This is a genomic window from Pseudomonas sp. D8002, assembly GCF_013385695.1.
Classification (GTDB): Bacteria; Pseudomonadota; Gammaproteobacteria; order Pseudomonadales; family Pseudomonadaceae; genus Aquipseudomonas.
In genome coordinates this window covers 87,321-113,727 of sequence record NZ_JACAPM010000004.1, presented here as the reverse complement: position 1 = coordinate 113,727, position 26,407 = coordinate 87,321, and the positions used below count along the sequence as shown (strand labels likewise).

The following is a 26,407-nucleotide window of genomic DNA, read 5'->3' as shown; positions in this document are numbered from 1 at the left end:
ATAGTCTAATTGGCGGTGCGAAAGCGGATTTATTGTGGCGAGCAATTATCCATGGAGGTCATAACAACTCATGAAAGACGCCACCATCGCTTTGCACCATGGCTTCAAGTCGGACCCGACTACCAAGGCCGTCGCCGTGCCGATCTACCAGAACGTCGCTTTCGAATTCGATAACGCCCAGCACGGCGCCGACCTGTTCAACCTCGACGTGCCCGGCAATATCTACACGCGCATCATGAACCCCACCAACGACGTGCTGGAGCAACGCATCGCGGCGCTGGAAGGCGGCATCGCGGCCCTGGCGGTGTCGGCCGGCAGCGCGGCGATCCACTACGCGATCCAGACCCTGACCCGTGCCGGTGACAACATCGTCACCACCCCGCAGCTGTACGGTGGCACCTACACCCTGTTCGCCCACTTGCTGCCGAGCTTCGGCGTTGACGTGCGCTTCGCCCGTGACGACTCCGCCGAAGCCATCGCCGAGCTGATCGATGACAACACCAAACTGGTGTACTGCGAGAGCATCGGCAACCCGGCAGGCAATATCATCGATATCGAAGCCCTGGCCAACGTCGCCCACGCCCGTGGCGTGCCGCTGATGGTGGACAACACCGTGGCCACGCCAATCCTGTGCAAGCCGATCCAGTTCGGCGCGGACATCGTCGTGCATTCGGTGACCAAATACGTGGGCGGCCACGGCAACTCGCTGGGTGGCGTGATCGTCGACAGCGGCACCTTTCCCTGGACCCAGTACCCGGAGAAATTCCCCGGCCTCAACCAGCCGGAGCCGGCCTATCACGGTGTGGTCTACACCGAAAAATTCGGCCCGGCGGCGTTCATTGCCCGCGCCCGTACCGTGCCGCTGCGCAACACCGGCGCGGCCCTGGCGCCGATGAATGCATTCCTGCTGCTGCAAGGCCTGGAAACCCTGGCCCTGCGCATGGAGCGCCACACCGAAAACGCCTTGAAGATTGCCCACTTCCTGCAAGACCACGCACTGGTGGAGTGGGTCAGCTACGCCGGCCTGCCGGATCACCCCCACCATCACCTGGCGCAGAAATACATGCAGGGCAAACCGTCGGCGATTCTGTCCTTCGGCCTGAAGGGTGGTTATCAGGCGGGCGTGCGTTTCTACGATTCGCTGCAGATCTTCAAGCGCCTGGTGAACATTGGCGATGCCAAGTCCCTGGCCTGCCACCCGGCGTCCACCACCCATCGCCAGATGAATGAACAGGAGCAGGCGAAGGCCGGGGTGAAGCCGGAGATGATTCGCCTGTCGGTGGGCATCGAGGCCATTGAAGACCTGATCGAGGACCTGCAGCAGTCGCTGACCTCAACCCAGCTCTGAGGCCAGCCAGGCGGCCAGCGCCTGATGGCTGACATCCGGCCGGCGCACGAAGTAGGCGACCTTGTGCTTCAAGGTCGCCGGCACAAAGGCGCTGTACAGGTCCGGGCGCTGTTCTTCCAGCCACTGCAACAGGTTGTCCACCTGCGTAACGCTCGATTGCTCACCCAGGTGCTGGAGAACATGCGGCGGCACTTGCCACCATGGGCCGGGCTTTGCCGCTCCCGCCGCCGTAACCGCTACCTCATGCTGGCGACCATTGATCCAGTAGCGACTGAACACCGGGAGCAACTCCTTTGCCTGTGGCCCCAGCGCCTGCAACACAGGCAGGACATAAGCACCGTCCCAGAAGCGAAAGAACACCGCCGGCCCTTCCGGCAACAGTACCTTGGTCAGGCTGCGCAGATGCTCGACGACGGTGTGCAAGGAACAGGACGACACCGCCAGCCAACCCCAGTCGATACCTTCGCATTCGGCGGCCCATTTCAGAAAAGCGCTGTCCACGGCGACCACCGCGACGTAGGGCATGACCTCCTCCCACGCTGCATACTCGCTGCCCGCCCAGATGGGGCTAAGTGCACGTCCGTCGGTACGCCGCCACGCATCGAGCGGCTTGCAGTCGCTGGCATTGCCCATCACCACAAACAACTGCTCGCCCGCCTGCAACGGCGCAGCCTCAAGCCACTGCCCGGGAGAAATCATGGCGCACCCGCGGGCAGTGATGTATTGCGATGCAGGGGCGTATTGCACACGCCATTCCTGCAGCGCTCGCACTCTTCGCAAAAGGGTGCGCTGCGCTTCAGGCTTAACACCTGGACGGCACTCAACGGTGCAGGTATTACCGCCAGCAACTTTTCCTGCAGCCCCGGCGTCAGCGGCGCTCCCGCCGGTGCCGGGGCGCCGCCAAGCTGGATTTGCGTGCTGCTGAAAATCCCGCCCGCCGAAACGTTGATCCACTGCCCACCGGCCTGGAGGGTCACGCTGGCACCCGCATCAATAACGACGTTTTGCCCGGCACCGATGTGAATGGTCAACCCGGCACGTACCTGCTGGGAGCCCGCGACCATCAGGTGATCGTCCTGCTTGAGTTCGGTCAGGCGGTTGCCGTGGGTGGTGCGCTGTTCTTCGCCCTGAAGCTCGTGACGATCAAGGCCTTTGACGATCACATCGCGCTGGTTGTCGACCTGCACGTGCTGGTCGTGCAGTACATGCTGGGTCCAGTTGCGCTGGGCGCGCAGGTAGATTTCCTCGGCACCCTTGCGGTCCTCGATGCGCAGCTCGTTGTAGCCACCGCCGCCGGGGCTGGTCTGGCTACGGAAGATGCTGCGGGTCTTGTCGGCTGGCAGGTCCAGCGGCACCGGCGTGGCGGCATTGGCCAGGCAACCGACCACCAGCGGCGTGTCGGCGTCGCCGTCGACGAAACCCACCAGCACCTCCATGCCCACCCGCGGGATCAACACCGAGCCGTAGTGCTCATGGGCCCAGCCACTGGCCACCCGCAGCCAGCAACTGGAATGTTCGTCGTGCTCCCCGGCGCGATCCCAGGCCATCTGCACCTTGACCCGGCCATACTCGTCACAATGGATCTCGCTGCCTGCCGGCCCTGTAACCACGGCGTTTTGATAGCCAGACACCGGCGGTCGCGATACCAGCAGCGGTGTTCGAAACGGCACCTCCCATGGCGTTACGACAAAGTGATTGCTGTAGCCCTGAGCCGATTCATCACCTGAGGCGTCGATGGCCGACTCCTCCAGCACCTGAGGCTGGCGCCCTGCATGCGTCACCTGGGTGACCAGCCACAAATCATTCCATTCCTGGCGAGGATGCCCTTCCATCCTCAGGAACTGCCCGCTGACCAGGGACGGCTGGTCGCTATGGCCACTGGCCTGGCGAAAGTCACCGCGATGGTGCTCCAACCTACGTTGCGCCAGGTATTTACCATGAGCGCGATCCGTAAAATTCCCGGGATAACACTGTTCCTCCAGCATGGGACGCTGGCCGCCGGACGCCGTGCTTTCCAAGCTCAGGCGTGGCTTTCTGAAGTCGTAGTCCCGCAGATTCACATCGGTGGTACGGGTCTTCAACCGCAGGGTAAAACGCTTGATCACCGGCGTGTCGGCAACCATCCCCGAACCCGCCGCGTATTGAGTGGCTTGCTCAGGCTGGGCGAACACGCTCTGGTCATCGCCGAACACCAAAAGGTGGCGCTCGGGGTGATGCTGGAAGTGGTAGTGAATGCCCGACTCGGCGCACAAGCGCTGGATGAACGCCAGATCGGTTTCGCCAAACTGAACGCAGTACTCACGCTCGGGGTACACCCCGCTCAGTTGAAACGAGAAGGCATCCGCCTGGATACCCTGCCCTTCCAGCACCAGTGCAATGATCTGCGGCACCGTCCGGCTCTGGAAAATCCGCTGGTGAGCGCTGTGCTCAAGATAAGCCAACCGCGGAACCAGCGTGATCTGATAACGCGTCAGGCGCTTGCCCGAGTCGCCTTGTGCCACCCGATAGACCTGGCCATGAATACCATGGCCATGCGCATCAAACCCCAGGAACGCCTGGCGATGCATCAAGCTTTCCAGGTCAAGGTCGGGTTGCTCGCTGACCAGTTCAAGGTCAAAACGATAGGGCAGGCTGATGAATTCATCGCCCGTGAACTCACGTACCTTGAGATCACTGGGCACACCGTCGAGGGTCAGGCTAAAGGCACTTTGATTGGCAGGAGCGAACATCCGGTGTTTCTCTGCGAGTAGTGGGTGGCCGATTCTGCACCAGCTGTTTGCCGAGCTGAGTGCGCTGCAGGCAAATCAGTAAATCCCTACATCGCAGGCGCTTTAATCTTCATGTATCAGGCATCGAAGCCCTACCACCAGCGTGCTAGCGTATTCGTCCCCCGTCGCCCCATGACAATGGAAAAAACATGGCCACCCGCTACGCAAAAATCGTCCTGACCCTTGCCCTGGCAGCCTTCGCCACACTCGTGGCCTTCAGCAACATCACCGACTACGGCTCCAACTTTGCCTTCGTCAAACATGTGCTGAGCATGGACACCACCTTCCCCGGCAACGCCGCGATGTATCGCGCCATCACCACCCCATGGCTGTGGCACGGTGCATATTGGCTGATCATCGCCGGTGAAGCCCTGACGGCCGTGCTGCTGGCGCGTGGAGCACTGGCCTTGTGGCGGGCTCGTCGTGCCACAGGTATCGACTTCAATCGCGCCAAGAAAAGCGCAATCGTCGGGCTGACCCTGGGTTTTGTGGTGTGGTTCTTCGGCTTTATGGTGATCGGCGGCGAGTGGTTCCTGATGTGGCAATCCCATCAGTGGAACGGCCAGGAAGCGGCGTTCAAGTTCTATATGGCGATCCTGGGTGTGCTGATTTTTCTCAACCAGCCGGACACTGACCACGACTGAAAAACCACGAATTCAAAATCGGTGGATGCCCTTTCGCAAACTACTGTCAGATAGCTGACGGTAGTTTGTAGCCCTTTTCCCAAAGTATAAAAACCGCCTCACATTCAACGCTCACAGCCACCAGGCGAGCGCTTACATTGGCCGTTTACTTCAGTGATCATCTGAACCCGTGAAAACAACACTGCGAGATCTGGAAGGCAAAAAAAACGGCCCGTCATCCAAAAGATGCGGGCCGTTTTCACTTCAGCGGGCATTCGAGCCCCCGCCGATTACTTGTTGAGGTTGTAATCCGCCTCGGCTGCGTCAAACCGCTGAAGCATGCCAGCCGTCGGCGCGCCCAGCTTGCTCACGAAGTAGATCGCCAGGCTGGCGAAGATGAAGCCCGGGATGATTTCGTACAGGCCAAACAGGCTGAAGTGCTTCCACACGATCACGGTGATCGCGCCCACCAGGATGCCGGCCAGTGCGCCATTGCGTGTCATGCCTTTCCACAGTACGGAGATCAGTACCACGGGACCGAACGCAGCACCGAAACCAGCCCAGGCGTAGCTCACCAGGCCCAGTACGCGGTTTTCCGGGTTGGCGGCCATGGCGATGGCAATCAGCGCCACCAACAGCACCATGGCGCGACCGACCCATACCAGCTCGACCTGGGAGGCGTTTTTACGCAGGAAGGTTTTGTAGAAGTCTTCGGTGAGGGCACTGGAGCACACCAGCAACTGGCAGCTCAGGGTGCTCATTACCGCCGCCAGGATGGCCGACAGCAGCACACCGGCAATCCATGGGTTGAAGAGCAGCTTGGCCAGCTCGATGAACACACGCTCGTGGTTCTCGGTCACGGGACCGGCGACTTCCGGGTGCGCCGAGAAGTAGGCGATACCGAAGAAGCCCACCGCCACGGTGCCGCCCAGGCAAAGGATCATCCAGGTCATGGAGATGCGACGTGCGTTGGCAATCGATTTCACCGAATCCGCCGCCATGAAACGCGCGAGGATGTGCGGCTGGCCGAAGTAACCCAGGCCCCAGCCCATCAGCGAAATGATACCGATGAAGGTGGTGTTTTTCAGCATGTTGAAGTTGTCAGGGTTCTGCGCTTCGATCGCCAGGAAGGTGGTGTCGACGCCACCGGTGGCCAGCAGCACGATGATCGGGGTCAGCAACAAGGCGAAGATCATCAGCGTGGCTTGCACGGTGTCGGTCCAGCTCACGGCCAGGAAACCACCGACGAAGGTGTAGGCAATGGTCGCGGCAGCACCGGCCCACAGCGCGGTCTCGTAGGACATGCCGAAGGTGCTTTCAAACAGACGGGCGCCAGCCACGATGCCGGAAGCGCAGTAGATGGTGAAGAACACCAGGATCACCACCGCAGAGATGATTCGCAGCAGGCCGCTTTTATCTTCGAAACGGCTGGAGAAGTAATCCGGCAGGGTCAGGGCGTCGCCGTTGTGCTCGGTCTGCACCCGCAGGCGGCCGGCTACAAACAGCCAGTTCAGGTAGGCACCGACGATCAGGCCGATGGCGATCCAGCTTTCCGACAGGCCAGACATGTAGATCGCGCCGGGCAAGCCCATCAGCAACCAGCCGCTCATGTCCGAGGCACCGGCCGAAAGCGCGGTAACCACGCTGCCGAGGCTGCGACCGCCGAGGATGTAGTCGGAAAGGTTGTTGGTGGAGCGATAGGCCATAAAGCCGATCAGCACCATGGCAGCGATATAGATCACAAATGTGATCAGGGTAGGATTACTTACGCTCATTGAGTTACGCCCTGGCTTTGTTTTTATGTAGCGGCGGTCTGTCCGGACGGCCATCCACTTTGCTAGTGGATAGACGAAGCCTGGCGCCGCGCATTTATGACTGACGTTTCCCCAGGAAAGCCATCAGCCGATGAACCGTCAGTAAGAGGTTGCACCTTGGGCGCGAATGCTATTCAACAAAGCAAATAAGGTGCAACCAGTTTCTTGAGAATAAGTTGCACCTTGATGTATTTTGCGAAAAACACCGTGTTTTTGCTCCTTTTCGGAGCAAGAGCAGCCAAAGTCAGAAGCAAATGCACCAAGGCGCAGCCGATTCGGCTGCGGCGATAATTTTTCCCGATCAGCATCAAAAATTTCATGGATAAAAAGGGTTGCACCCGGTTGCACCTCTCTCGGCGCAAAGCTAATCTTGCCGCCAGCTGATGCCACGCAGTAGTGGCACCCATGAGGATAAGAAGATGGCTACGACCACCCTTGGGGTCAAACTTGACGACCCGACCCGCGAGCGCCTGAAGGCGGCCGCGACCTCCATTGATCGCACGCCGCACTGGCTGATCAAGCAGGCGATTTTCAATTACCTGGAGAAACTCGAGGGTGGTGCAACCCTGGCCGAGCTCAACGGCCTGGGCAGCAAGGACGCGGAAGAAGCCGGCGAGGTCCAGACCGACCACGCCCACCAGTGCTTCCTGGAATTTGCCGAAAGCATCCTGCCGCAATCCGTACTGCGCGCCTCGATCACCGCCGCCTACCGTCGCCCGGAGCCGGAAGTGGTGCCGATGCTGATCGAGCAGGCTCGCCTGCCCGCGGCAATGGCCGAGGCCACCAACAAGCTCGCCTCTTCGATCGCCGAGAAACTGCGCAATCAGAAAAGCGCCGGCGGCCGTGCAGGCATCGTCCAAGGCCTGCTACAGGAATTCTCCCTGTCGTCCCAGGAAGGCGTAGCGCTGATGTGCCTCGCCGAAGCGCTGCTGCGCATCCCGGACAAGGGCACCCGCGACGCACTGATCCGCGACAAGATCAGCACCGGCAACTGGCACCCGCACCTGGGCAACAGCCCGTCGCTGTTCGTCAACGCCGCCACCTGGGGCCTGTTGCTGACCGGCAAACTGGTCGCGACCCACAACGAAGCCGGCCTGACCTCATCCCTGAGCCGCATCATCGGCAAGAGCGGCGAGCCGATGATCCGCAAGGGCGTCGACATGGCCATGCGCCTGATGGGCGAGCAGTTCGTCACCGGCGAAACCATCGCCGAAGCCCTGGCCAATGCGAGCAAGTTCGAAGCCAAGGGCTTCCGCTATTCCTACGACATGCTCGGTGAAGCCGCACTTACCGAACACGACGCCCAGAAATACCTGGCCTCGTACGAACAAGCCATCCACTCGATCGGCAAGGCGTCCCACGGTCGCGGGATTTATGAAGGCCCGGGCATTTCCATCAAGCTCTCGGCCCTGCACCCGCGTTACAGCCGTGCGCAGTACGAGCGCGTGATGGACGAGTTGTACCCGCGCCTGCTGTCGCTGACCCTGCTGGCCAAGCAGTACGACATCGGCCTGAACATCGACGCCGAAGAAGCCGACCGCCTGGAGCTGTCCCTCGACCTGCTGGAACGCCTGTGCTTCGAGCCGCAACTGACCGGCTGGAACGGCATCGGTTTCGTGATCCAGGCTTACCAGAAGCGTTGCCCGTATGTGATCGACTACGTGATCGACCTGGCACGCCGCAGCCGCCACCGCCTGATGATCCGCCTGGTAAAAGGCGCGTACTGGGACAGCGAAATCAAGCGCGCCCAGGTCGAAGGCCTGGAAGGCTATCCGGTGTACACCCGCAAGGTGTACACCGACGTTTCCTACATTGCCTGCGCACGCAAACTGCTTTCGGTACCGGAAGTTATCTACCCGCAGTTCGCTACCCACAACGCCCACACCCTGTCGGCGATCTACCACATCGCCGGTCAGAACTATTACCCCGGCCAGTACGAGTTCCAATGCCTGCACGGCATGGGTGAGCCGCTTTACGAGCAGGTTGTAGGCAAGGTCTCCGAAGGCAAGCTGAACCGTCCGTGCCGCGTGTACGCACCCGTCGGCACCCACGAAACACTGCTGGCTTACCTGGTGCGTCGCCTGCTGGAAAACGGCGCCAACACCTCATTCGTCAACCGTATTGCCGACCAATCCATCTCGATCCAGGAGCTGGTGGCCGATCCAGTGGCCAGCATCGAGCAGATGGCGACGCTGGAAGGCGGCTTCGGCCTGCCGCACCCGCGTATCCCGCTGCCCCGCGACCTGTATGGTGCCGAGCGCGCCAACTCCGCCGGTATCGACCTGGCCAACGAACACCGCCTGGCGTCGCTGTCCTGCGCCTTGCTGGCTACCGCGCATAACAACTGGAAAGCCGCGCCGATGCTCGGTTGCGCTTCCAGCAATGAAGCGGCTGCACCGGTGTTGAACCCGTCGGATCTGCGTGACGTGGTTGGCCACGTACAGGAAGCAACTGTCGAAGACGTCGACAACGCCATCCAGTGCGCCCTGAACGCTGCGCCAATCTGGCAGGCCACCCCGCCCGCCGAACGCGCCGCGATCCTGGAACGTGCCGCCGACCTGATGGAAGGCGAGATCCAGCCGCTGATGGGCCTGCTGGCCCGCGAAGCCGGCAAGACCTTCGCCAACGCCATCGCCGAAGTGCGTGAAGCCGTGGACTTCCTGCGTTACTACGCGGTGCAGGCTCGCAACGATTTCACCAACGACGCTCACCGCCCGCTGGGTCCGGTGGTGTGCATCAGCCCGTGGAACTTCCCGCTGGCGATCTTCAGTGGGCAGGTCGCCGCTGCACTGGCCGCCGGCAACCCGGTACTGGCCAAGCCTGCCGAGCAAACACCGCTGGTGGCCGCACAAGCCGTGCGCCTGCTGCTGGAAGCCGGGATTCCGGAAGGCGTGCTGCAACTGCTGCCGGGCCAGGGCGAAACCGTCGGTGCGCGCCTGGTGGGTGATGATCGCGTCAAGGGCGTGATGTTCACCGGTTCCACCGAGGTTGCGCGCTTGCTGCAACGCAGTGTCGCCGGCCGTCTGGATGCACAGGGTCGTCCGATTCCGCTGATCGCCGAAACCGGTGGCCAGAACGCAATGATCGTCGACTCCTCGGCACTCACCGAACAAGTGGTGATCGACGTAGTGTCGTCGGCCTTCGACAGTGCCGGCCAACGTTGCTCGGCCCTGCGCGTACTGTGCTTGCAGGAAGATTCCGCTGACCGCGTCATCGAAATGCTTAAAGGTGCCATGGCTGAATGCCGCCTCGGCAACCCGGAGCGCCTGTCGGTGGATATCGGCCCGGTGATCGACGCCGAAGCCAAGGCTGGCATCGAGAAACATATCCAGGCCATGCGCGACAAAGGCCGCAACGTTTACCAGGTCGCGATTGCCGATAGCGAAGAGATCAAGCGCGGCACCTTCGTGATGCCAACCCTGATCGAACTGGAAAGCTTCGACGAACTGCAACGGGAGATCTTCGGCCCGGTGCTGCACGTGGTGCGCTACAAGCGCAAAGAGATCGACCAGCTTATCGGCCAGATCAATGCCTCCGGCTATGGCCTGACCCTGGGCGTGCACACCCGCATCGACGAGACCATCGCCAAGGTGATCGACAACGTCCATGCCGGTAACGTCTACGTTAACCGCAACATCGTGGGTGCCGTGGTCGGTGTGCAGCCGTTCGGTGGCGAAGGCTTGTCGGGCACTGGCCCGAAAGCTGGCGGCCCGCTGTATCTGTACCGTCTGCTGTCGACCCGTCCTACGGACGCCATCGAGCAATCCTTCGTCCGTGGTGATGCACTGGCCGCACCGGATGTTCGCCTGCGGGATGCCATGAGCAAGCCGCTGACCGCCCTGAAAGCCTGGGCCGACAGCAGCAAGCTGAGCGACTTGAGCGCCCTGTGCGTGCAGTTCGCCGCGCAATCCCAAAGCGGTATCACCCGCCAACTGGCCGGCCCGACCGGCGAGCGCAACAGCTACGCCATCCTGCCCCGCGAGCACGTGTTGTGCCTGGCGGAAGTGGAAGGCGACCTGCTGACGCAACTGGCGGCCGTGCTGGCAGTCGGCGGCTCGGCGGTATGGCCGGAAACTGAATTGACCAAGGCCGTGTTCGCACGCTTGCCGAAGGATATTCAGGCGAAGATCACGCGGGTGGCTGACTGGACCAAGGATGAAACCGTGTTTGATGCCGTGCTGCATCACGGTGATTCCGACCAACTGCGCGGGGTTTGCCAGCAAGTGGCCAAGCGTGGCGGGGCGATTGTCGGGGTTCACGGTTTGTCTTCGGGCGAAACCGGGATTGCCCTGGAGCGCCTGGTGATCGAGCGGGCGTTGAGCGTCAACACTGCTGCTGCGGGCGGCAACGCCAGCCTGATGACCATCGGCTAACTGAAGAAACGCGGTAAAACTGTGGGAGCGGGCTTGCTCGCGAATGCGGAGTGTCAGTCACCGGAGGTACTGACTGATCCACCGCATTCGCGAGCAAGCCCGCTCCCACATTGACCGCGTTCCACCTTCGAGCCGCGTTTTGCCCCTCCATCACCCAGATCAATCTTGCTATCCAGCCTCTATTTGCGCACTTAGACTCAGGCCCATTCCCACACAGGTAAGCCGCCATGTCCGAGACGCTGCTCAGTTCCCGCAATCTGGCTTTCGAGCTGTATGAAGTCCTCGATGCCGAGGGCCTGACCCAGCGCGAGCGGTTTGCCGAACACAACCGTGAAACCTTCGACGCCGCCATCGGCACCGCCCGCAGCATTGCCGAGAAGTTCTTCGCCCCGCATAACCGAAAGGGCGACGAGAACGAACCCCGCTACGAGAACGGTCAGGCGATTCTGATTCCTGAAGTGAAACCGGCGGTGGAGGCCTTTCTTGAAGCCGGCTTTCTCAACGCCGCCCGCAGCTTCGACGCTGGCGGCATGCAATTGCCAACCCTGCTGTCCCAGGCGTGTTTCGCACACTTCCAGTCAGCCAACGCGGCTTCCACGTCGTACCCGTTTCTGACCATGGGCGCCGCCAACCTGATCGAGAGCTTCGGCACCGAGGAGCAGAAACAACGCTTCCTGCAACCAATGATCGAAGGCCGCTTCTTCGGCACCATGGCCTTGACCGAGCCCCATGCGGGCTCATCGCTGTCGGATATTCGTACCCGCGCAGAGCCGGCGGCTGATGGCAGCTATCGCCTCAAGGGCAACAAGATCTTCATCTCCGGCGGCGATCACCCGCTATCGGAGAACATCGTGCACATGGTGCTGGCCAAGCTGCCGGACGCACCTGCCGGGGTGAAGGGCATTTCGCTGTTTATCGTGCCCAAGTTCCTGGTCAACGAGGACGGCAGCCTGGGCAAGCGCAACGATGTGCTGCTGGCCGGGCTGTTTCACAAGATGGGCTGGCGTGGCACCACCTCGACCGCGTTGAATTTCGGCGATAACGGCGAGTGCGTCGGCTACCTGGTGGGCCAGCCGCATCAGGGCCTGAGTTGCATGTTCCAGATGATGAACGAAGCGCGGATCGGCGTGGGCATGGGCGCGGTGATGCTGGGTTACGCCGGCTACCTGTATTCCCTGGAATATGCCCGTGAACGTCCCCAAGGCCGCTTGCCCGACAGCAAGGATCCCAACACCGCGCCGGTGTCGATCATCCAGCACGCCGATATCAAACGCATGCTGTTGACCCAAAAAGCCTACGTGGAAGGCGCCTTCGACCTTGGCTTGTACGCCGCACGGTTGTTCGATGACACCACTACTCTGCCCAACGAAGCCGAGCGCAAACAGGCCCACGAACTGCTGGACCTGCTGACGCCGATCGTCAAATCCTGGCCGTCGGAGTTTTGCCTTAAAGCCAACGAACTGGCGATCCAGATCCTCGGCGGCCACGGCTACACCCGCGAATACCCGGTGGAGCAGTACTACCGCGACAACCGTCTGAACCCGATCCATGAAGGCACCCACGGCATTCAGTCGCTGGACTTGCTCGGGCGCAAACTGGCGCAGAACGGCGGTGCGGGCTTGAAGCAACTGATCCGCCTGATCGCCGAGACCGGCGCACGGGCACAGGAGTATCCGTCGCTGAATGCCTTGCGGGAACCGCTGGAACAACTGGTGGCACGCCTGCAAGAGGTCACCCTCGGCCTGTTGACGGATCTCGCCCAAGGCAAGGTCAACAGCAGCCTGGCGAATTCGGCGCTGTACCTGAAAGTGTTCGGGCATACGGTGATTGGCTGGCGCTGGCTGGAACAGGCAATTCGCGCCGAGGAAGGGCTGGCCAGGGGCAATGCTGCCGATGTCGCCTTCTATAAGGGCAAGCTCCAGGCCGCCCGGTACTTCCTGACGTGGGAAATACCGGGCTGCCATCATGAACTGGCGATTCTCGAGGCACGCGATGACACGTGCCTGGGGATGCAGGATGAGTGGTTCTAAGGCGTTCCGATTGCCTTGGAAATCACCTCGACCGTGGCGCTGACTTGCTCTTGGTAACGGTCGAGTTCCTGCTGGTGGTGCTTTTGCATTTCGATCTGCTCGGCGCACAGGTTCAGCGCCGCCAGCACCAATAGCTTGTCACCGATCAGCGTCGGGTACTTTTTCTTGGTGGTGGCCAGGGATGCCTTGAGCATCGTCACGGCGCTCATCAGGGTGTTGTCTTCCCCTTCCGGTGCCTTGATCGAGTAATCCTCACCGAGAATCGAAACGACCTTTATCCCTTCATTCATGCGCCGACAGGACCTGCGCTCACACGCTCAACCAACGCCTGGATACGGGCAGCGGTGGCGCCCTGCTTTTCTTCCTGTTCCATCAGGTTCAGCTGCAAGCTGTCGTTTTCATCCTTGGCGCGAGCCAGTTCGGCCTTGAGGGATTCGTTGGTGCCCAGTAGATCCTGGTTCTGCTGTACCAGGTCGCTGACCAGTTGTTCCAATTGGCTGAGGGATGCTTCTAACATTTTGATTTCTCGGGCTTTTTCAAAGGGCGGTGACGATAAAGAAAATTCACCTCGGATGCCAGGGTTATCCCTGGCGCGGGGCCTTGATTTTACAGGGCAGGCCACGCTTTCGAGCCTTAGTGACTGCATTTATGGCATCTGGTTCCTGAATCCCGTCGGCCCGCCCCGATCTGCGACAAAAGCGCGCACCCCCTCAAGACTTTAGTCGTATGACCGATAGGTCATGGACACCCCGCTCAAACCCCGCATGGATCGCGCTTCTCCCCAGGATCACAACATGTCTCTTCGTAATATGAATATCGCGCCGCGGGCCTTTCTCGGCTTCGCGTTGATTGGCGCGCTGATGTTGTTTCTCGGTGTGTTCGCCCTGAACCAGATGAGCAAGATCCGTGCGGCGACGGAAGACATCACCCTTAGCAGCGTGCCGAGCATTCGCGCCCTGGACGAGTTCACTCAACTGACCCTGCGCCTGCGGGTGCTGTCGTATCGCCTGCTGACCAACCGCGAGCCTGACGTCCAGCAAAAGACCCTTGAGTCTTTTGACGTGCGCAATCAGCAGATTCGTACGGCCCAGGCGGTCTACGAGAAGTTGATCGACAGCAGCGAAGAACGTGCTGCCTACGATGAATACGTGCGTCTGCTGGCCCAGTACCATCAGATTGAAGAGCGCATGAAGAGCCTGTCACGGGCCAATCAGGTGGAAGAGCTGCGCACGCTGCTGAATACCGAGCTGCTGAACAACTCGGATCAGGTCAACGCCGTACTGAACCGCCTGCTGGACATCAACAACAAGATGGCGCTGGCCACCAACCAGCAAGCTGCCGACCAGTACGACATGGCGTTTGAGCTGGTGGTGATCCTGCTGATCCTCGCCACGGCGCTGACCATGCTGTTCGCCTGGTTGCTGACCCGCAGCATCACCCTGCCGATCGCCCAGGCCCTGGATGCCGCCGAGGAAATCGCCGAAGGCAACCTGACGCGCCCGATCAAGGTGGAAGGCAACGACGAAGCCGGCCGACTACTGTTGGCAATGGCCAAGATGCAGGACAAATTGAAGGACACCTTGCAGCGCATTTCCGGCTCGGCCACCCAATTGGCCTCCGCCGCGGAAGAGCTGAATGCCGTGACCGACGAAAGCGCCCGTGGCCTGACCCAGCAAAACAACGAAATCGAACAGGCCGCCACGGCGGTGAACGAGATGACCAGCGCGGTTGAAGAAGTGGCCCGCAACGCGGTCAGCACTTCCGAAGCCTCGAAGAACGCCACGTCGTCTGCGGGCGATGGACGTGATTTGGTGCAGGAAACCGTCAGCGCCATTGAACGCATGAGCAGCGACGTGCAAGCCACTGCCACCTTGATTGGCAACCTGGCGGAAGAGTCCCGGGACATCGGCAAGGTGCTGGACGTGATTCGTGGCTTGGCTGACCAGACCAACCTGCTGGCCCTGAACGCCGCGATTGAAGCGGCGCGTGCCGGTGAAGCCGGGCGTGGTTTTGCGGTGGTGGCGGATGAGGTGCGGGCCCTGGCCCATCGCACCCAGCAGTCCACCAGCGAAATCGAGCGGATGATCGGCAGCATTCAGGCCGGTACCGAGCATGCAGTGGATTCGATGCGCAACAGCACCGAGCGGGCGGAATCGACGTTGAACATCGCCAAGGGTGCGGGGATGTCGCTGGACACCATCAACACTGCCATCGTTGAAATCAACGAGCGCAACCTGGTGATCGCCAGTGCCGCTGAAGAGCAGGCGCAGGTGGCGCGGGAAGTGGATCGCAACCTGGTGAATATTCGTGACTTGTCGGTGCAGTCGGCGACCGGCGCCAGCCAGACCAGTGCGGCGAGCAGTGAGCTGTCGCGGTTGGCGGTGGATTTGAACGGGATGGTGGGGCGGTTCAGGCTTTAACGGATACCGCAGGGCTAAAAATGTGGGAGCGGGCTTGCTCGCGAATGCGGTGGATCAGATACGCATAAGGCGACTGACACACCGCTTTCGCGAGCAAGCCCGCTCCCACATTGAATATGCGCCAGCCATTCAAAACCTTTTTGACAGCACAGCAATTCAACAGGTTAGAATCGCTGGCACGCAGACTGCATGGTCAGTTTGCGCCTCGTCTTTCCTGCTCATGGAGTAATGCCTTTGAATGCGACGACCATCAACAGCCTGTTCTTGATCGGCGCGTTGCTGGTAGGTGCGAGCATTCTGGTGAGTTCTCTTTCGTCCCGCCTGGGGATTCCGATCCTGGTAATCATCCTGGCCGTGGGCATGATCGCCGGCGTCGACGGCGGCGGCATCATCTTCGATAACTACCCGACTGCCTACCTCGTGGGCAACCTCGCCCTGGCCGTGATCCTGCTCGACGGCGGACTGCGAACGCGGGTAGCCAGTTTCCGTGTAGCCCTCTGGCCTGCGTTGTCCCTGGCGACGGTCGGGGTGCTGATCACCACCGGCCTCACCGGCATGGCAGCCGCCTGGCTGTTCAACCTCAACATCATTCAAGGCCTGCTGATCGGCGCCATCGTCGGCTCCACGGACGCCGCAGCGGTGTTCTCGCTGCTGGGCGGCAAAGGCCTGAACGAACGGGTCACCGCCAGCCTGGAAATCGAATCCGGCAGCAACGATCCGATGGCGGTGTTCCTCACCGTCACCCTGATCGACATGCTCGCCAGCGGCCAGACTGGCCTGCACTGGAGCCTGCTGGGCCACCTGATCCGCGAGTTCGGCATCGGCGGCATCATCGGCCTGGGCGGCGGCTGGTTGATGCTGCAGATGGTCAACCGGATCAACCTGGCCAACGGCCTGTACCCGATCCTGGTGATTTCCGGCGGCCTTTTCGTGTTCGCCCTGACCAACGCCCTGCACGGCAGCGGCTTCCTCGCCGTTTACCTGTGCGGCCTGGTGATCGGCAACCGCCCGGTGCGCAGCCGGCACGGCATTTTGCATATGCTCGACGGCATGGCCTGGCTGGCACAGATCGGCATGTTCCTGGTGCTGGGCCTGCTGGTCACGCCCCATGATTTGCTGCCCATCGCGCTGCCGGCCCTGGGCCTGGCGCTGTGGATGATTCTCTTCGCACGGCCGCTGTCGGTGATCGTCGGCCTGTTGCCGTTCAAGGCCTTCCATGGCCGAGAGAAAGCCTTTATCGCCTGGGTCGGCCTGCGCGGTGCGGTACCGATCATTCTGGCGGTGTTCCCGCTGATGGCCGGCCTGCCCCACGCGCAGCTGTACTTCAACCTGGCGTTCTTTATCGTGCTGGTGTCGTTGCTGGTGCAGGGTACGAGCCTGCCGTGGGTCGCCAAACTGTTGAAAGTGACGGTACCGCCAGAGCCGGCGCCGATTTCCCGGGCGGCCCTGGAAGTGCACGTCACCAGCGAGTGGGAGCTGTTCGTCTACCGCCTGGGCGCCGAAAAATGGTGCATCGGCGCCGCCCTGCGGGAGCTGAAAATGCCCGAAGGCACGCGGATCGCCGCGCTGTTTCGTGGCCAGCAACTGCTCCATCCGTCGGGTAGTACGGTGCTCGAAGTCGATGATTTGCTGTGCGTAATCGGCCATGAACACAACTTGCCGGCCCTCGGCAAACTGTTCAGCCAGGCACCACAACGGGGCCTCGACCTGCGCTTCTTCGGTGACTTCGTCCTGGAAGGCGACGCCCAGCTGGGCGCGGTTTCGGCTCTGTACGGGCTCAAGCTCGAGGGCATCGACCCGGACATGCCACTGAGTCGTTTCATCACCCAGAAAGTCGGCGGGGCACCCGTGGTCGGCGACCAGGTGGAATGGAACAACACCATTTGGACCGTCGCGGTCATGGACGGGAACAAGATCGGCAAAGTCGGCGTCAGATTCCCCGAAGGAAGTCGCCCGGGCCCCGGACTCTTCCTCTAAACTGCGGGGCGACGGCGCGCCAGTCGATGTCGGGACGCCCCCTATTTTTCACCTTGCTCGACCGGTCTCTATGACAACCCTGCGCACTTTTCTCGCCACTGCCCTGCTGGGCCTGACTCTCTGCGTCGGCACCGTACACGCGGCCGACCCGCCCAGCATCGATTCCGTCCAGCAAACCCTGGACAAGCTGCCGGACCGCAAGCTGCCCGACGCCGACATGAAGGCGCTGCAAAGCATCCTGCAGCAAACGCTCACCTTCCTCGGCAACCAGCAGGACTACCAGCAGCGCCTGGTGGACCTCAAGCGCCAGCTCGAAGACGCGCCGCGCCAGACCGTCGACAACCAGCGCGAACTGACCCGCCTCAAGGCCACCAAGGTGATTCCCGTCGCCCAGCGCTATGCCACCTTGCCGGTGCCGCAACTTGAACAACTGCTGGTGCAGCGCACCACCCAGCAAGGCGACCTGCAAAAGGAACTGGCCGACGCCAACAGCCTGACCATCGCGGCCCAGACCCGACCCGAGCGCGCCCAGACCGAAATCAGCAGCAGCCAGACACGTATCCAGCAGATCAACGCGACCCTCAAGGCAGGCAAGGACAACGGCAAGACCCACAGCGGCGACCAGCGCAACCAGCTGAATGCCGAGTTGGCCGCACTCAACGCCCTGATTCCCCTGCGCCGCCAGGAACTGGCCGGCAACAGCCAACTGCAAGACCTGGGCAACAGCCAGCACGACCTGGTGCTGGAAAAGACCGCGCGCCTGGAGCAGGAAATCCAGGACCTGCAAACCCTGATCAACCAGAAACGCCTGGCCCAGTCCCAGGAAACCGTGACCCAGCAGTCCATCGAAGCCCAGAAGGCCGGGGGCAGCAGCCTGCTCGCCACGGAAAGCGCGGCCAACCTGAAACTGTCCGACTACCTGCTCAAAAGCACTGACCGGCTCAACGAGCTGACCCAGAAAAACCTGCAAACCAAGCAGCAACTGGACAGCGTGACCCAAAGCGACTCGGCGCTGGACGAGCAGATCAACGTGCTCAAGGGCAGCCTGTTGCTGTCCAAGATCCTCTACAAACAAAAGCAGGCCTTGCCGCGCCTGACCGTGGACCGCGACCTGGCGGATGACATCGCCAACATTCGCCTGTACCAGTTCGAGGTCAATCAACAGCGCGAACTGATCAGCACCCCGAGCACCTACGTCGACAGCTTGCTGGCCAACCAGCCGGCCGACCAGGTGACGCCACAACTGCGGCGCACCCTGCTGGAACTGGCGATCACCCGCAGCGACCTGCTGGAACGCTTGAGCCGGGAACTGAGCGCACTGCTCAACGAATCCATCACCCTGCAACTGAACCAGAAACAACTGCTGAGCACCGCCACCACCTTGCGGGCGACCCTCGACGAACAGATGTTCTGGATTCCCAGCAACAAGCCGCTGGATACCGAATGGCTGGAAACCGTACCGGCGCACCTGAGCAAACAGGTCAATACCCTGCCGTGGGCCTCCAGCGTCAGCGAGCTGTATGACGGCCTGACCCAGCGCCCGCTGCTGTTCCTGCCGCTGCTGTTGTTGATCGGCGCGCTGCTGTGGCGTCGCAGCTACCTGTATGCCCGGCTGAAAAAAATCCATATGGACATCGGCCACTTCAAACGCGACAGCCAGTGGCACACGCCGGTGGCGATCCTGGTGAATATCGCGCTGGCGATGCCGGTGGCCCTGGGCCTGGCACTCTGCGGCTATGCGCTGCAGATCGACGCCCGTGGGCAAAACGCCAACCTCGGCGCCGCCCTGCTGCAGATCGCCCAGGCGTGGCTGGTGTTCTACACCGCGTATCGGATCCTCGCGCCCGGCGGCGTCGCCGAGTTGCACTTCCGCTGGGAAAAACCCCAGGTCGAATTCCTCCAGGGCTGGGTACGCAAGCTCGGGCTCGTGGTACTGGCGTTGGTGGCCGTCGTGGCCATCGCCGAGCATCAGCCGGCAGCGCTGGCCGACGATGTGCTGGGCATCGGCGTGGTACTGACCTGCTACGCACTGATGGCGTGGCTGCTCGGGCGCCTGCTGCTCAACAGCCCGACTCATGAAAAAGCCTCGCTGTTTCGCAAGGCCGTGGGCCTGGTGTTTACGGCACTGCCGGTGGCGCTGTTTATCGCCGTATGCTTTGGCTACTACTACACCGCCCTCAAGCTCAGCGACCGGCTGATCAACACCTTGTACCTGCTGATGTTCTGGCTGGTGATCGAAGCCACCTTCGTACGTGGCCTGGGCGTAGCGGCACGGCGCCTGGCCTATGCGCGGGCCCTGGCCAAACGCCAGGCCGCCAAGGAAGCCGGTGATGGTGAAGCAGTGATCGAAGAGCCGACCCTGGACATCGAACAGGTCAACGAACAGTCGATGCGACTGATTCGCCTGGCGCTGCTGGGCGGCTTTATCGCTGCGTTGTACTGGGTGTGGTCCGACTTGATCTCGGTGTTTTCCTACCTGGACAACGTCACCCTCTACGAATACACCAGCGGCACCGGCGCCAATATCAGCATGGTGCCCATCAGCATCGGCGACTTGCTCGGCGCCCTGATCATCATCGGCATCACCTTCGCCCTGGCGCGCAACCTGCCCGGCCTGCTGGAAGTGTTGGTGCTGTCCAAGCTCGACCTGGCCCAGGGCAGCGCCTACGCCACCACCACCTTGCTGTCCTACGTGATTGCCGGCGTCGGGTTTGTCTCCACCCTGTCGACCCTCGGCGTGAGCTGGGACAAGTTGCAATGGCTGGTGGCCGCGCTGTCGGTGGGGTTGGGTTTCGGGATGCAGGAAATCTTCGCCAACTTCATCTCTGGCATCATGATCCTGTTCGAGCGGCCGGTACGGATCGGCGACACCATCACCATCGGCAACCTGTCGGGCACGGTGAGCAAGATCCGCATCCGTGCCACCACCATCACCGACTTCGACCGCAAGGACATCATTGTCCCGAACAAGACGTTCATCACCGGGCAACTGATCAACTGGTCGCTGACCGACACCATCACCCGGGTCACCCTGAAACTGGGCGTGGACTACGGCTCGGACCTGGACCTGGTGAAGGAATTGCTGCTCAAGGCCGCCGCCGAAAACCCACGCGTGTTGAAGGACCCGGCGCCCCACGTGTACTTCCTCAACTTCGGTGAAAGCACCCTCGATCACGAACTGCGCATGCATGTACGGGACCTGGGCGACCGCAACCCGGTGATCGATGAGGTCAACCGCTTCATCAACCGCGAGTTCAAGAACCACCACATCAACATCTCGTTCCGGCAGATGGAGGTTTACCTGAAGAACCTGCATGGCCAGGAATACAAGCTGGTGCCGGTGGAAGAAGAAAACCGGACCATCCTGCCGCCCGCCCAGGACCAGGACCTGCCCGAGCCGCCGCCCGCCAAACTCGACTAAACGCGCTCTCCCCAGCAGAATGGTCGGACATTCTGCTCAGGAGATGGCCGTTGAAAGCCCTCGACGAACTGACCTTCGACAACCGCTTCGCCCGCCTGGGCGACGGCTTCTCAACCCATGTGCTGCCCGAGCCCATCGACGAACCGCGTTTAGTGGTGGCGAGCGAGGCAGCCATGGCGCTGCTGGATCTCGACCCCGCCGTGGCCGAAACACCGGTATTTGCCGAGCTGTTCGGCGGGCACAAGCTGTGGGCCGAGGCCGAGCCGCGGGCGATGATCTATTCCGGGCATCAGTTTGGCTCGTACAACCCGCAACTGGGGGATGGCCGCGGATTGTTGCTGGGCGAGGTGTACAACCAGGCCGGCGAGCATTGGGACCTGCACCTCAAGGGTGCCGGGCAAACCCCGTACTCGCGCATGGGCGATGGTCGTGCGGTGTTGCGCTCGTCGATCCGGGAGTTTCTGGCGTCGGAAGCACTGCATGCGCTGGGCATTCCCAGCAGTCGTGCGCTGTGTGTGATCGGTTCCACCACGCCGGTGTGGCGCGAGAAACAGGAGCGCGCCGCCATGGTGCTGCGCCTGGCCCACAGCCACGTGCGCTTTGGGCATTTCGAATATTTCTACTACACCAAGAAGCCTGAATTGCAGAAGCAATTGGCGGAGCACGTGCTGTCCCTGCACTTCCCGGAATGCATGGAACAGCCCGAGCCGTACCTGGCGATGTTCCGCGAAATCGTCGAGCGTAATGCCGAGTTAATCGCCAAGTGGCAGGCCTATGGGTTCTGCCATGGAGTGATGAACACCGACAACATGTCGATCCTCGGCATCACCTTCGACTTCGGGCCGTTTGCATTTTTGGACGATTTCGACGCGCAGTTCGTCTGCAACCACTCGGACCATGAAGGGCGTTACTCCTTCAGCAACCAGGTGCCGATCGGGCAGTGGAACCTGAGCGCTCTGGCCCAGGCGTTGACGCCGTTTATCAGCGTCGAGGCGCTGCGGGAAACGCTGGGGCTGTATCTGCCGTTGTTCCAGGCCCACTACCTGGACCTGATGCGCCGCCGACTGGGCCTCACCACCGCCGAAGATGACGATCAGAAACTGGTGGAGCGCCTGCTGCAACTGATGCAGAACAGCGGCGTCGACTACACCCTGTTCTTCCGCCGGCTGGGGGATGAATCCGCCGCATTAGCCGTGGCGCGGTTGCGCGACGATTTTGTCGACCTCAAGGGATTTGATGAGTGGGCGGACCTGTACAAAGCCCGTGTGGAACGCGACGCCGGCGGCACAGAAGAACAGCGACGTGAGCGGATGCATGGGGTGAATCCGCTTTATATCCTGCGCAACTACCTGGCGCAGAACGCCATCCAGGCGGCGGAGCTTGGGGATTACAGCGAAGTGCGCCGGCTGCATGAAGTGCTGAGCAAACCGTTTGAAGAGCAGCCGGGGATGGAGCAATACGCTCAGCGGCCGCCGGATTGGGGGAAGCATTTGGAGATTAGTTGTTCGTCGTAGGAGTTAAACCCGAGCGACATATAAAGAAATAAATACCGGACGCGCCTGACATCATTAAACATCTCTTCGGCCTAGGGTTGGCCTGTTGCAATCACGCAACAAACCTAAGCAGATATGAAATGGAGGTGCGTCATGGGCGTCGATGTTCCAAACCTGGAATCGGTGTGCGATCACGCTACACCCGAGAAATATTCCGCTGTCCGTCTACACATGGACTTGTCCTTCCCTCACCACGACCTTTCCCAGGTCAATGCCTGGCTGGAAAAGCGGGCATGGAAGCCACTTGAGCTGTTTTTGGTTGAGCGATATCCACAGCACAAGGAAGTAATAGCGCTGTGGCTCCAAGGGAGCCAAGCCAGGGCCGAGGCGAATGAGCCTGTCGCCACTCTGCGCGCAGTGAATACGTAAGCAGTGGTACAGAGGAGCTGGAGCATCAGGCCGTGACCCCAGGCCTTAGGGTCGTGGTGGCCAGGACGCTGGTCAGTGCGGTTGTTTTCGACGCTCTTGTTCCTCTTTCTCCGTTAATCGCTCAGGACTTGAGTGTTTCTCCGGCATTCTTTCAAGGCATGCTCGGCTTGTGCCTGATGGCTTTCGCATTCAGCCAGTTGTTTTCAACGCCGCTGGTCAACCGACTGGGAACCAGCGTCAGCCTGGCCGGTGCATCGGTGCTGATCGCGCTGCTATGTGTCGCAGTGGCGTTATCAACAAGCGCCCTCATGCTATCGATCATCTTTACTTTCATGTTCATCGCCAACGCGGTGGCAGCAACCTCTTCACGCCTTTGGCTACGTCAACGACTCAGGCAAGCAACCTTCCAAAGCGCAACAGCTTATCTCTTGAGTGCTATTAGCGTCCTTACGGTACTAAGCCCGCCGACTCTGCTGGCGGCAGCCTCGTTTTGGGGGTGGAGATGGGTTTTTGGCGTACTCGGTTGCCTGCTTTTTATAATCGGCCTGGGACTTCTGGCCACTCATCACGGCAAGGCAACCGACCAAGGCCAACAGGCTGCAACTGAAACCCAATCTTTACTAGGGAAACACCCGAAATTCATCTGCGGTTTACTGCTTGCACTCCTGATACAGAGCGCCTTCACACAGCTGAACCTCAGCAAGGCGTTTGCCCTGCAGGGAGTTTTTCATCTCTCACCACAAGCAACAGGCATGATCCTTTCAGGTTGGGCGGCGCTGGTAGCGGCAGGTTTTTTCTTTTCAGGGAAAGCCGTCACACGATTCAGTGACGCCCAACGCCTAAATGCAGGATCCGCCTCTCAGTGCCTCGCCGCACTGTTGATGGTAGCGGCATGGCTACATGTCAATATCTACCTTTACCTGGCAGCTGCAGCAGCAACCAGTATTGCCTTCTGCATTTTGTTGCCCCTTGCGACCGGCTGGGCACTGGATATCGACGCGTCTCACCAAGCCAAAGCTTCTGCGGTTTTCGGATGCATCACTGTGGCCGGGGCAGGATTATTAACCTGGCTAGGGTCTCAATGGAATGCACCACTGCTTTTCACTCTGATGCTGGTGATTGGGGGTTGTGCTGTGGGCAACGTGTTTGCCTGCCAACTGGCACGAAAGAAGATTGGGCACTGATGGCTTATGACTAACGCTATTAGCCATTTACAGGCATCGGACGATGCTCAAGGTCATAACCTTCGATCCAATCACCGATGATATCTAACATCCCAATCAGCGCGTGGCTTTCGTCCTCCCCAACCTCATCCAGCAACTCGTCGAGCGCCATAACCAAAATATCGTAATCCTTCTCGGTCTTGGGCTTACGCAAGAGAGCAGAAACAAAAGGCCAATGTTCGATAGCCTGCTTGACGATTTCGCTCATGTTGCCCTCTCTTTCAGTTGTTCCTTGATAAACCAAGTCGTCGGCTCCAAATAGAACCCATTGGCCACTTTCACGGAGCCCAGCATGTCCGACTCTCTAGTAATTCCCTGCCCCCACTGCAACGGTCTTAACCGCATCCCCAATGAACGCCTGGGCGATGCGCCTAAATGCGGGCGCTGCAAGCAACCGGTGCTGCTGAGCAAACCCTTTGAGCTGAAACAGGGCGATTACGCCAGCCAGATCAAGGGCGACCTGCCGTTGCTGGTGGACGTGTGGGCCGAATGGTGCGGGCCGTGCAAGTCGTTTGCACCGGTGTTTGAGCAGGCCGCCGGGCAGTTGGCCGGGAAGTGCCGATTGGCCAAGCTCGATAGCGAGGCCAATCAGCAGTTATCCGCTCAGTTGGGGATTCGCTCGATTCCCAGCCTGATCCTGTTCAAGAATGGCCGGGAAGTGGCGCGTCAGAGCGGTGCGTTTCCGTTACCGCAATTGATGAGCTGGCTGCGCAGTCAGGGTGTTTGAGGTAACGGGACACCCCGGTCCATCACTTGCCCCATCAGCAATACGCCCAATTCGCTCAATTGATGAATGGCCAACGCGACATCGCGCTGCTTGCCGGTGAGGTCGTCGGAAAGGTCGAGCAAGAGGGTGGTGACTGAGGAGAAGGTTTCGTAGGTATTGAGGATCAGGGTTTCGGTGGCTTGGCCGGGGCTGACTGTAAAAAGGTACGACGGGGGATTTGGAGTAGCTTTAAACATGGTCGACATTCCTGATTGGAGCCGCCATCTGATCGCTACTAAACGAATTAGGGTGGCAGCTGTACGCAGGTTAGTAGACCGGGAAATGTCGAAGCCGGCGCGCCCGAAGACGCCCTACGCACAGCTACCATCAAGCACAGACTCAGCGCCTGAAAGATGAAGCTTATGCACTTAACGACAAACACTCGGGCTACTAAACCCGATCACTGAGAATTCAGCGACCGAGCAACCTTAGAGACGCCCATCCAGACGCACAAGCCGGCGGATTCTGGCGTAACTGTAGGCAACGGCGCAAGACGACGATTTCCCTGTAGGAACAAAGACCAAATGTGGGAGCGGGCTTGCTCGCGAATGCGGTGAGTCAGTCAATAGAGAATTCGACTGATCCACCGCATTCGCGAGCAAGCCCGCTCCCACATGGGTGATGTGTTGCCTGCTAAATCACGCGTTTTCCAGCAAGTTATGCAATTCCACAAACTGCTGTGTCAGCTTGTGCCGTGGGTCCATGTGGATCAGCGGCATGTTCGCCTGGTGCGATTCACGCATGCGCACCGAACTGGTGAGGTACACCGGCAGTACCGGCAAACCTTCGGCAATCAATTCATCCAGCATCTGCTGCGGCAGGCTCGCCCGGGCCTGGAACTGGTTGACCACGATGCCTTCCACTTCCAGCCCTTCGTTGTGGTCTTCCTTCAATTCTTCGATCTCGGCCAACAGGCCATACAGCGCCTGGCGGGAGAAGCTGTCGCAATCGAAGGGGATCAACACGCGATCAGCGGCAATCAGCGCTGAAACGGCATAAAAGTTCAGCGCCGGCGGCGTATCCAGGTAGATCCGGTCGTAGTCCTCGCTCAATTCATCCAGCAGCTTTCGCAGCTTGTTGATCTTGTGCTTGGCCTCGAGCTTGGGCTGCAGGTCTGCCAGTTCCGCGGTGGCGGTGATGACGTGCAGGTTGTCGAACGGGGTTTCGTAGATATCCACCTGGTTCTTCTTCGAAAACGGCCCGGAAGACAGGGTTTGCTTGAAGAAGTCGGCGATTCCCATGGGGATATCGTCTCCGGTCAGCCCGGTGAGGTACTGGGTAGAGTTAGCCTGGGCATCGAGGTCCACCAACAGGGTTCGATAGCCTTCGCTGGCGCTGACCGCCGCCAGGTTGCAGGCAATGCTGGACTTGCCAACACCGCCTTTTTGGTTGAACACCACGCGCCGCATGGAAAAACCTCCGTGTATCAATGAATGACCCGAGTGTAGAGGGCAAAAGCGCCCGTTAGCTACCTCGTTTGTTCCTGTACTACAGCATCAGAGGCTCTATCTCGCATAACAATTTCCCGTCTGTCCGACACAGCAGGAATTGCCTGACACCTGCTGCCCTACCTGCATGATGGACAATCGGTAATTCTTTCCAGCGAATTTGTAATCATCCGTGAACAATTCTTTACCAAAGTTTGCTAGAACCCCGCAGCACCGGGATAATGCGCGCCATTCGGCGATTGCACCCTGTCCCGGTATTCGGGGCCAATGGCCG

At 60.5% G+C, this 26,407-nt stretch carries 19 protein-coding genes and 1 pseudogene; 11 read left to right on the top strand and 9 right to left on the bottom strand.

Features of this window, described 5'->3' with window-relative positions:
* Window positions 1–70: 70 nt before the first annotated feature.
* On the top strand, window positions 71–1,348 hold the full coding sequence (locus tag HX807_RS01875; protein ID WP_177049106.1) for an O-acetylhomoserine aminocarboxypropyltransferase/cysteine synthase family protein: 1,278 nt from the start codon (window positions 71–73) through the stop codon (window positions 1,346–1,348).
* Here the strand turns inward: HX807_RS01875 and HX807_RS01870 are convergent.
* Window positions 1,334–2,047 carry a DUF4123 domain-containing protein gene (locus tag HX807_RS01870; protein WP_023659354.1) on the bottom strand — a complete coding sequence of 238 codons (714 nt, stop codon included), beginning with the start codon at window positions 2,045–2,047 and terminating at the stop codon, window positions 1,334–1,336. The genes HX807_RS01875 and HX807_RS01870 overlap by 15 nt on opposite strands.
* A complete protein-coding gene (locus HX807_RS01865; protein WP_177049105.1) occupies window positions 2,044–4,077 on the bottom strand; it encodes a type VI secretion system tip protein VgrG in 2,034 nt (677 codons plus the stop codon). Before HX807_RS01865 ends, HX807_RS01870 begins: the two co-directional genes overlap by 4 nt.
* A gap of 188 nt (window positions 4,078–4,265) precedes the next feature.
* On the opposite strand from HX807_RS01865, the gene HX807_RS01860 reads away from it, so the two are divergent.
* Window positions 4,266–4,760 (top strand): DUF2165 family protein, encoded by a 495-nt coding sequence (locus HX807_RS01860; protein ID WP_008439179.1) that lies wholly within the window; start codon window positions 4,266–4,268, stop codon window positions 4,758–4,760.
* A gap of 269 nt (window positions 4,761–5,029) precedes the next feature.
* Here the strand turns inward: HX807_RS01860 and putP are convergent, their stop codons facing one another.
* Both putP and HX807_RS01850 read right to left on the bottom strand, forming a co-directional pair.
* A complete protein-coding gene (gene putP, locus HX807_RS01855; RefSeq protein ID WP_003209422.1) occupies window positions 5,030–6,514 on the bottom strand; it encodes a sodium/proline symporter PutP in 1,485 nt (494 codons plus the stop codon).
* 138 nt (window positions 6,515–6,652) lie between these two features.
* Entirely contained in the window at window positions 6,653–6,943 is a 291-nt protein-coding gene (locus tag HX807_RS01850) for a hypothetical protein (RefSeq protein ID WP_158213528.1), read from the bottom strand.
* Window positions 6,944–6,972: 29 nt separating this feature from the next.
* Between HX807_RS01850 and putA the strand changes: the two genes are divergently transcribed.
* A complete protein-coding gene (gene putA / locus HX807_RS01845; RefSeq protein WP_134325624.1) occupies window positions 6,973–10,926 on the top strand; it encodes a trifunctional transcriptional regulator/proline dehydrogenase/L-glutamate gamma-semialdehyde dehydrogenase in 3,954 nt (1,317 codons plus the stop codon).
* Between the two features lie 227 nt (window positions 10,927–11,153).
* Window positions 11,154–12,956, top strand: coding sequence for an acyl-CoA dehydrogenase (locus HX807_RS01840; RefSeq protein WP_177049104.1), 1,803 nt, complete (start codon window positions 11,154–11,156; stop codon window positions 12,954–12,956).
* Here HX807_RS01840 and HX807_RS01835 read toward each other — a convergent pair.
* Together HX807_RS01835 and HX807_RS01830 are read right to left on the bottom strand one after the other, a co-directional pair.
* A complete protein-coding gene (locus tag HX807_RS01835; protein WP_003209415.1) occupies window positions 12,953–13,246 on the bottom strand; it encodes a cell division protein ZapA in 294 nt (97 codons plus the stop codon). The genes HX807_RS01840 and HX807_RS01835 overlap by 4 nt on opposite strands.
* Window positions 13,243–13,473: a hypothetical protein gene (locus HX807_RS01830; protein WP_010169256.1), complete on the bottom strand. Its 231-nt coding sequence runs from the start codon at window positions 13,471–13,473 to the stop codon at window positions 13,243–13,245. The genes HX807_RS01835 and HX807_RS01830 overlap by 4 nt, the downstream gene beginning before the upstream one ends.
* A gap of 277 nt (window positions 13,474–13,750) precedes the next feature.
* Between HX807_RS01830 and HX807_RS01825 the strand changes: the two genes are divergently transcribed.
* From HX807_RS01825 to HX807_RS01800, 6 genes are all read left to right on the top strand, one after another.
* The gene (locus HX807_RS01825; protein ID WP_023659353.1) at window positions 13,751–15,376 is read left to right on the top strand and encodes a methyl-accepting chemotaxis protein; all 1,626 of its coding nucleotides are present in this window, start codon (window positions 13,751–13,753) and stop codon (window positions 15,374–15,376) included.
* 234 nt (window positions 15,377–15,610) lie between these two features.
* Complete coding sequence (locus tag HX807_RS01820; protein WP_003209410.1) at window positions 15,611–17,353, top strand: potassium/proton antiporter; 1,743 nt, start codon at window positions 15,611–15,613, stop codon at window positions 17,351–17,353.
* Window positions 17,354–17,423: 70 nt separating this feature from the next.
* Window positions 17,424–20,774 (top strand): mechanosensitive channel MscK, encoded by a 3,351-nt coding sequence (gene mscK, locus HX807_RS01815; protein WP_177049103.1) that lies wholly within the window; start codon window positions 17,424–17,426, stop codon window positions 20,772–20,774.
* A gap of 50 nt (window positions 20,775–20,824) precedes the next feature.
* Window positions 20,825–22,288 (top strand): protein adenylyltransferase SelO, encoded by a 1,464-nt coding sequence (gene selO / locus HX807_RS01810; protein WP_134325621.1) that lies wholly within the window; start codon window positions 20,825–20,827, stop codon window positions 22,286–22,288.
* Between the two features lie 132 nt (window positions 22,289–22,420).
* Window positions 22,421–22,696, top strand: a complete 276-nt coding sequence (locus HX807_RS01805) for a hypothetical protein (RefSeq protein ID WP_177049102.1) — start codon at window positions 22,421–22,423, stop codon at window positions 22,694–22,696.
* 32 nt (window positions 22,697–22,728) lie between these two features.
* Window positions 22,729–23,880, top strand: coding sequence for an MFS transporter (locus HX807_RS01800; protein WP_177049101.1), 1,152 nt, complete (start codon window positions 22,729–22,731; stop codon window positions 23,878–23,880).
* A 28-nt stretch (window positions 23,881–23,908) separates the two neighbouring features.
* On the opposite strand, the pseudogene HX807_RS01795 reads toward HX807_RS01800, so the two are convergent.
* Window positions 23,909–24,127 (bottom strand): annotated as a pseudogene (locus HX807_RS01795) (hypothetical protein); the annotation flags it as partial.
* An 84-nt stretch (window positions 24,128–24,211) separates the two neighbouring features.
* Between HX807_RS01795 and trxC the strand changes: the two are divergent.
* Window positions 24,212–24,646, top strand: a complete 435-nt coding sequence (gene trxC, locus HX807_RS01790) for a thioredoxin TrxC (RefSeq protein ID WP_003209402.1) — start codon at window positions 24,212–24,214, stop codon at window positions 24,644–24,646.
* Here the strand turns inward: trxC and HX807_RS01785 are convergent.
* Both HX807_RS01785 and HX807_RS01780 read right to left on the bottom strand, forming a co-directional pair.
* Window positions 24,634–24,882, bottom strand: a complete 249-nt coding sequence (locus HX807_RS01785) for a DUF6124 family protein (protein ID WP_003209399.1) — start codon at window positions 24,880–24,882, stop codon at window positions 24,634–24,636. The genes trxC and HX807_RS01785 overlap by 13 nt on opposite strands.
* A 441-nt stretch (window positions 24,883–25,323) precedes the next feature.
* Window positions 25,324–26,094, bottom strand: coding sequence for a ParA family protein (locus tag HX807_RS01780; RefSeq protein WP_177049100.1), 771 nt, complete (start codon window positions 26,092–26,094; stop codon window positions 25,324–25,326).
* Window positions 26,095–26,407 lie beyond the last annotated feature (313 nt).

What these genes read in the sequence shown, in the direction of transcription:
- putA (WP_134325624.1), top strand. Translation starts at nt 6,973, where the DNA reads ATGGCTACGACCACCCTTGGGGTCAAACTTGACGACCCGACCCGCGAG.
- HX807_RS01870 (WP_023659354.1), bottom strand. Translation starts at nt 2,047, where the DNA reads ATGATTTCTCCCGGGCAGTGGCTTGAGGCTGCGCCGTTGCAGGCGGGC.
- HX807_RS01875 (WP_177049106.1), top strand. Translation starts at nt 71, where the DNA reads ATGAAAGACGCCACCATCGCTTTGCACCATGGCTTCAAGTCGGACCCG.
- HX807_RS01805 (WP_177049102.1), top strand. Translation starts at nt 22,421, where the DNA reads ATGGGCGTCGATGTTCCAAACCTGGAATCGGTGTGCGATCACGCTACA.
- HX807_RS01835 (WP_003209415.1), bottom strand. Translation starts at nt 13,246, where the DNA reads ATGAATGAAGGGATAAAGGTCGTTTCGATTCTCGGTGAGGATTACTCG.
- HX807_RS01830 (WP_010169256.1), bottom strand. Translation starts at nt 13,473, where the DNA reads ATGTTAGAAGCATCCCTCAGCCAATTGGAACAACTGGTCAGCGACCTG.
- HX807_RS01840 (WP_177049104.1), top strand. Translation starts at nt 11,154, where the DNA reads ATGTCCGAGACGCTGCTCAGTTCCCGCAATCTGGCTTTCGAGCTGTAT.
- HX807_RS01865 (WP_177049105.1), bottom strand. Translation starts at nt 4,077, where the DNA reads ATGTTCGCTCCTGCCAATCAAAGTGCCTTTAGCCTGACCCTCGACGGT.
- mscK (WP_177049103.1), top strand. Translation starts at nt 17,424, where the DNA reads ATGACAACCCTGCGCACTTTTCTCGCCACTGCCCTGCTGGGCCTGACT.
- putP (WP_003209422.1), bottom strand. Translation starts at nt 6,514, where the DNA reads ATGAGCGTAAGTAATCCTACCCTGATCACATTTGTGATCTATATCGCT.
- HX807_RS01860 (WP_008439179.1), top strand. Translation starts at nt 4,266, where the DNA reads ATGGCCACCCGCTACGCAAAAATCGTCCTGACCCTTGCCCTGGCAGCC.
- HX807_RS01780 (WP_177049100.1), bottom strand. Translation starts at nt 26,094, where the DNA reads ATGCGGCGCGTGGTGTTCAACCAAAAAGGCGGTGTTGGCAAGTCCAGC.
- trxC (WP_003209402.1), top strand. Translation starts at nt 24,212, where the DNA reads ATGTCCGACTCTCTAGTAATTCCCTGCCCCCACTGCAACGGTCTTAAC.
- HX807_RS01785 (WP_003209399.1), bottom strand. Translation starts at nt 24,882, where the DNA reads ATGTTTAAAGCTACTCCAAATCCCCCGTCGTACCTTTTTACAGTCAGC.
- HX807_RS01825 (WP_023659353.1), top strand. Translation starts at nt 13,751, where the DNA reads ATGTCTCTTCGTAATATGAATATCGCGCCGCGGGCCTTTCTCGGCTTC.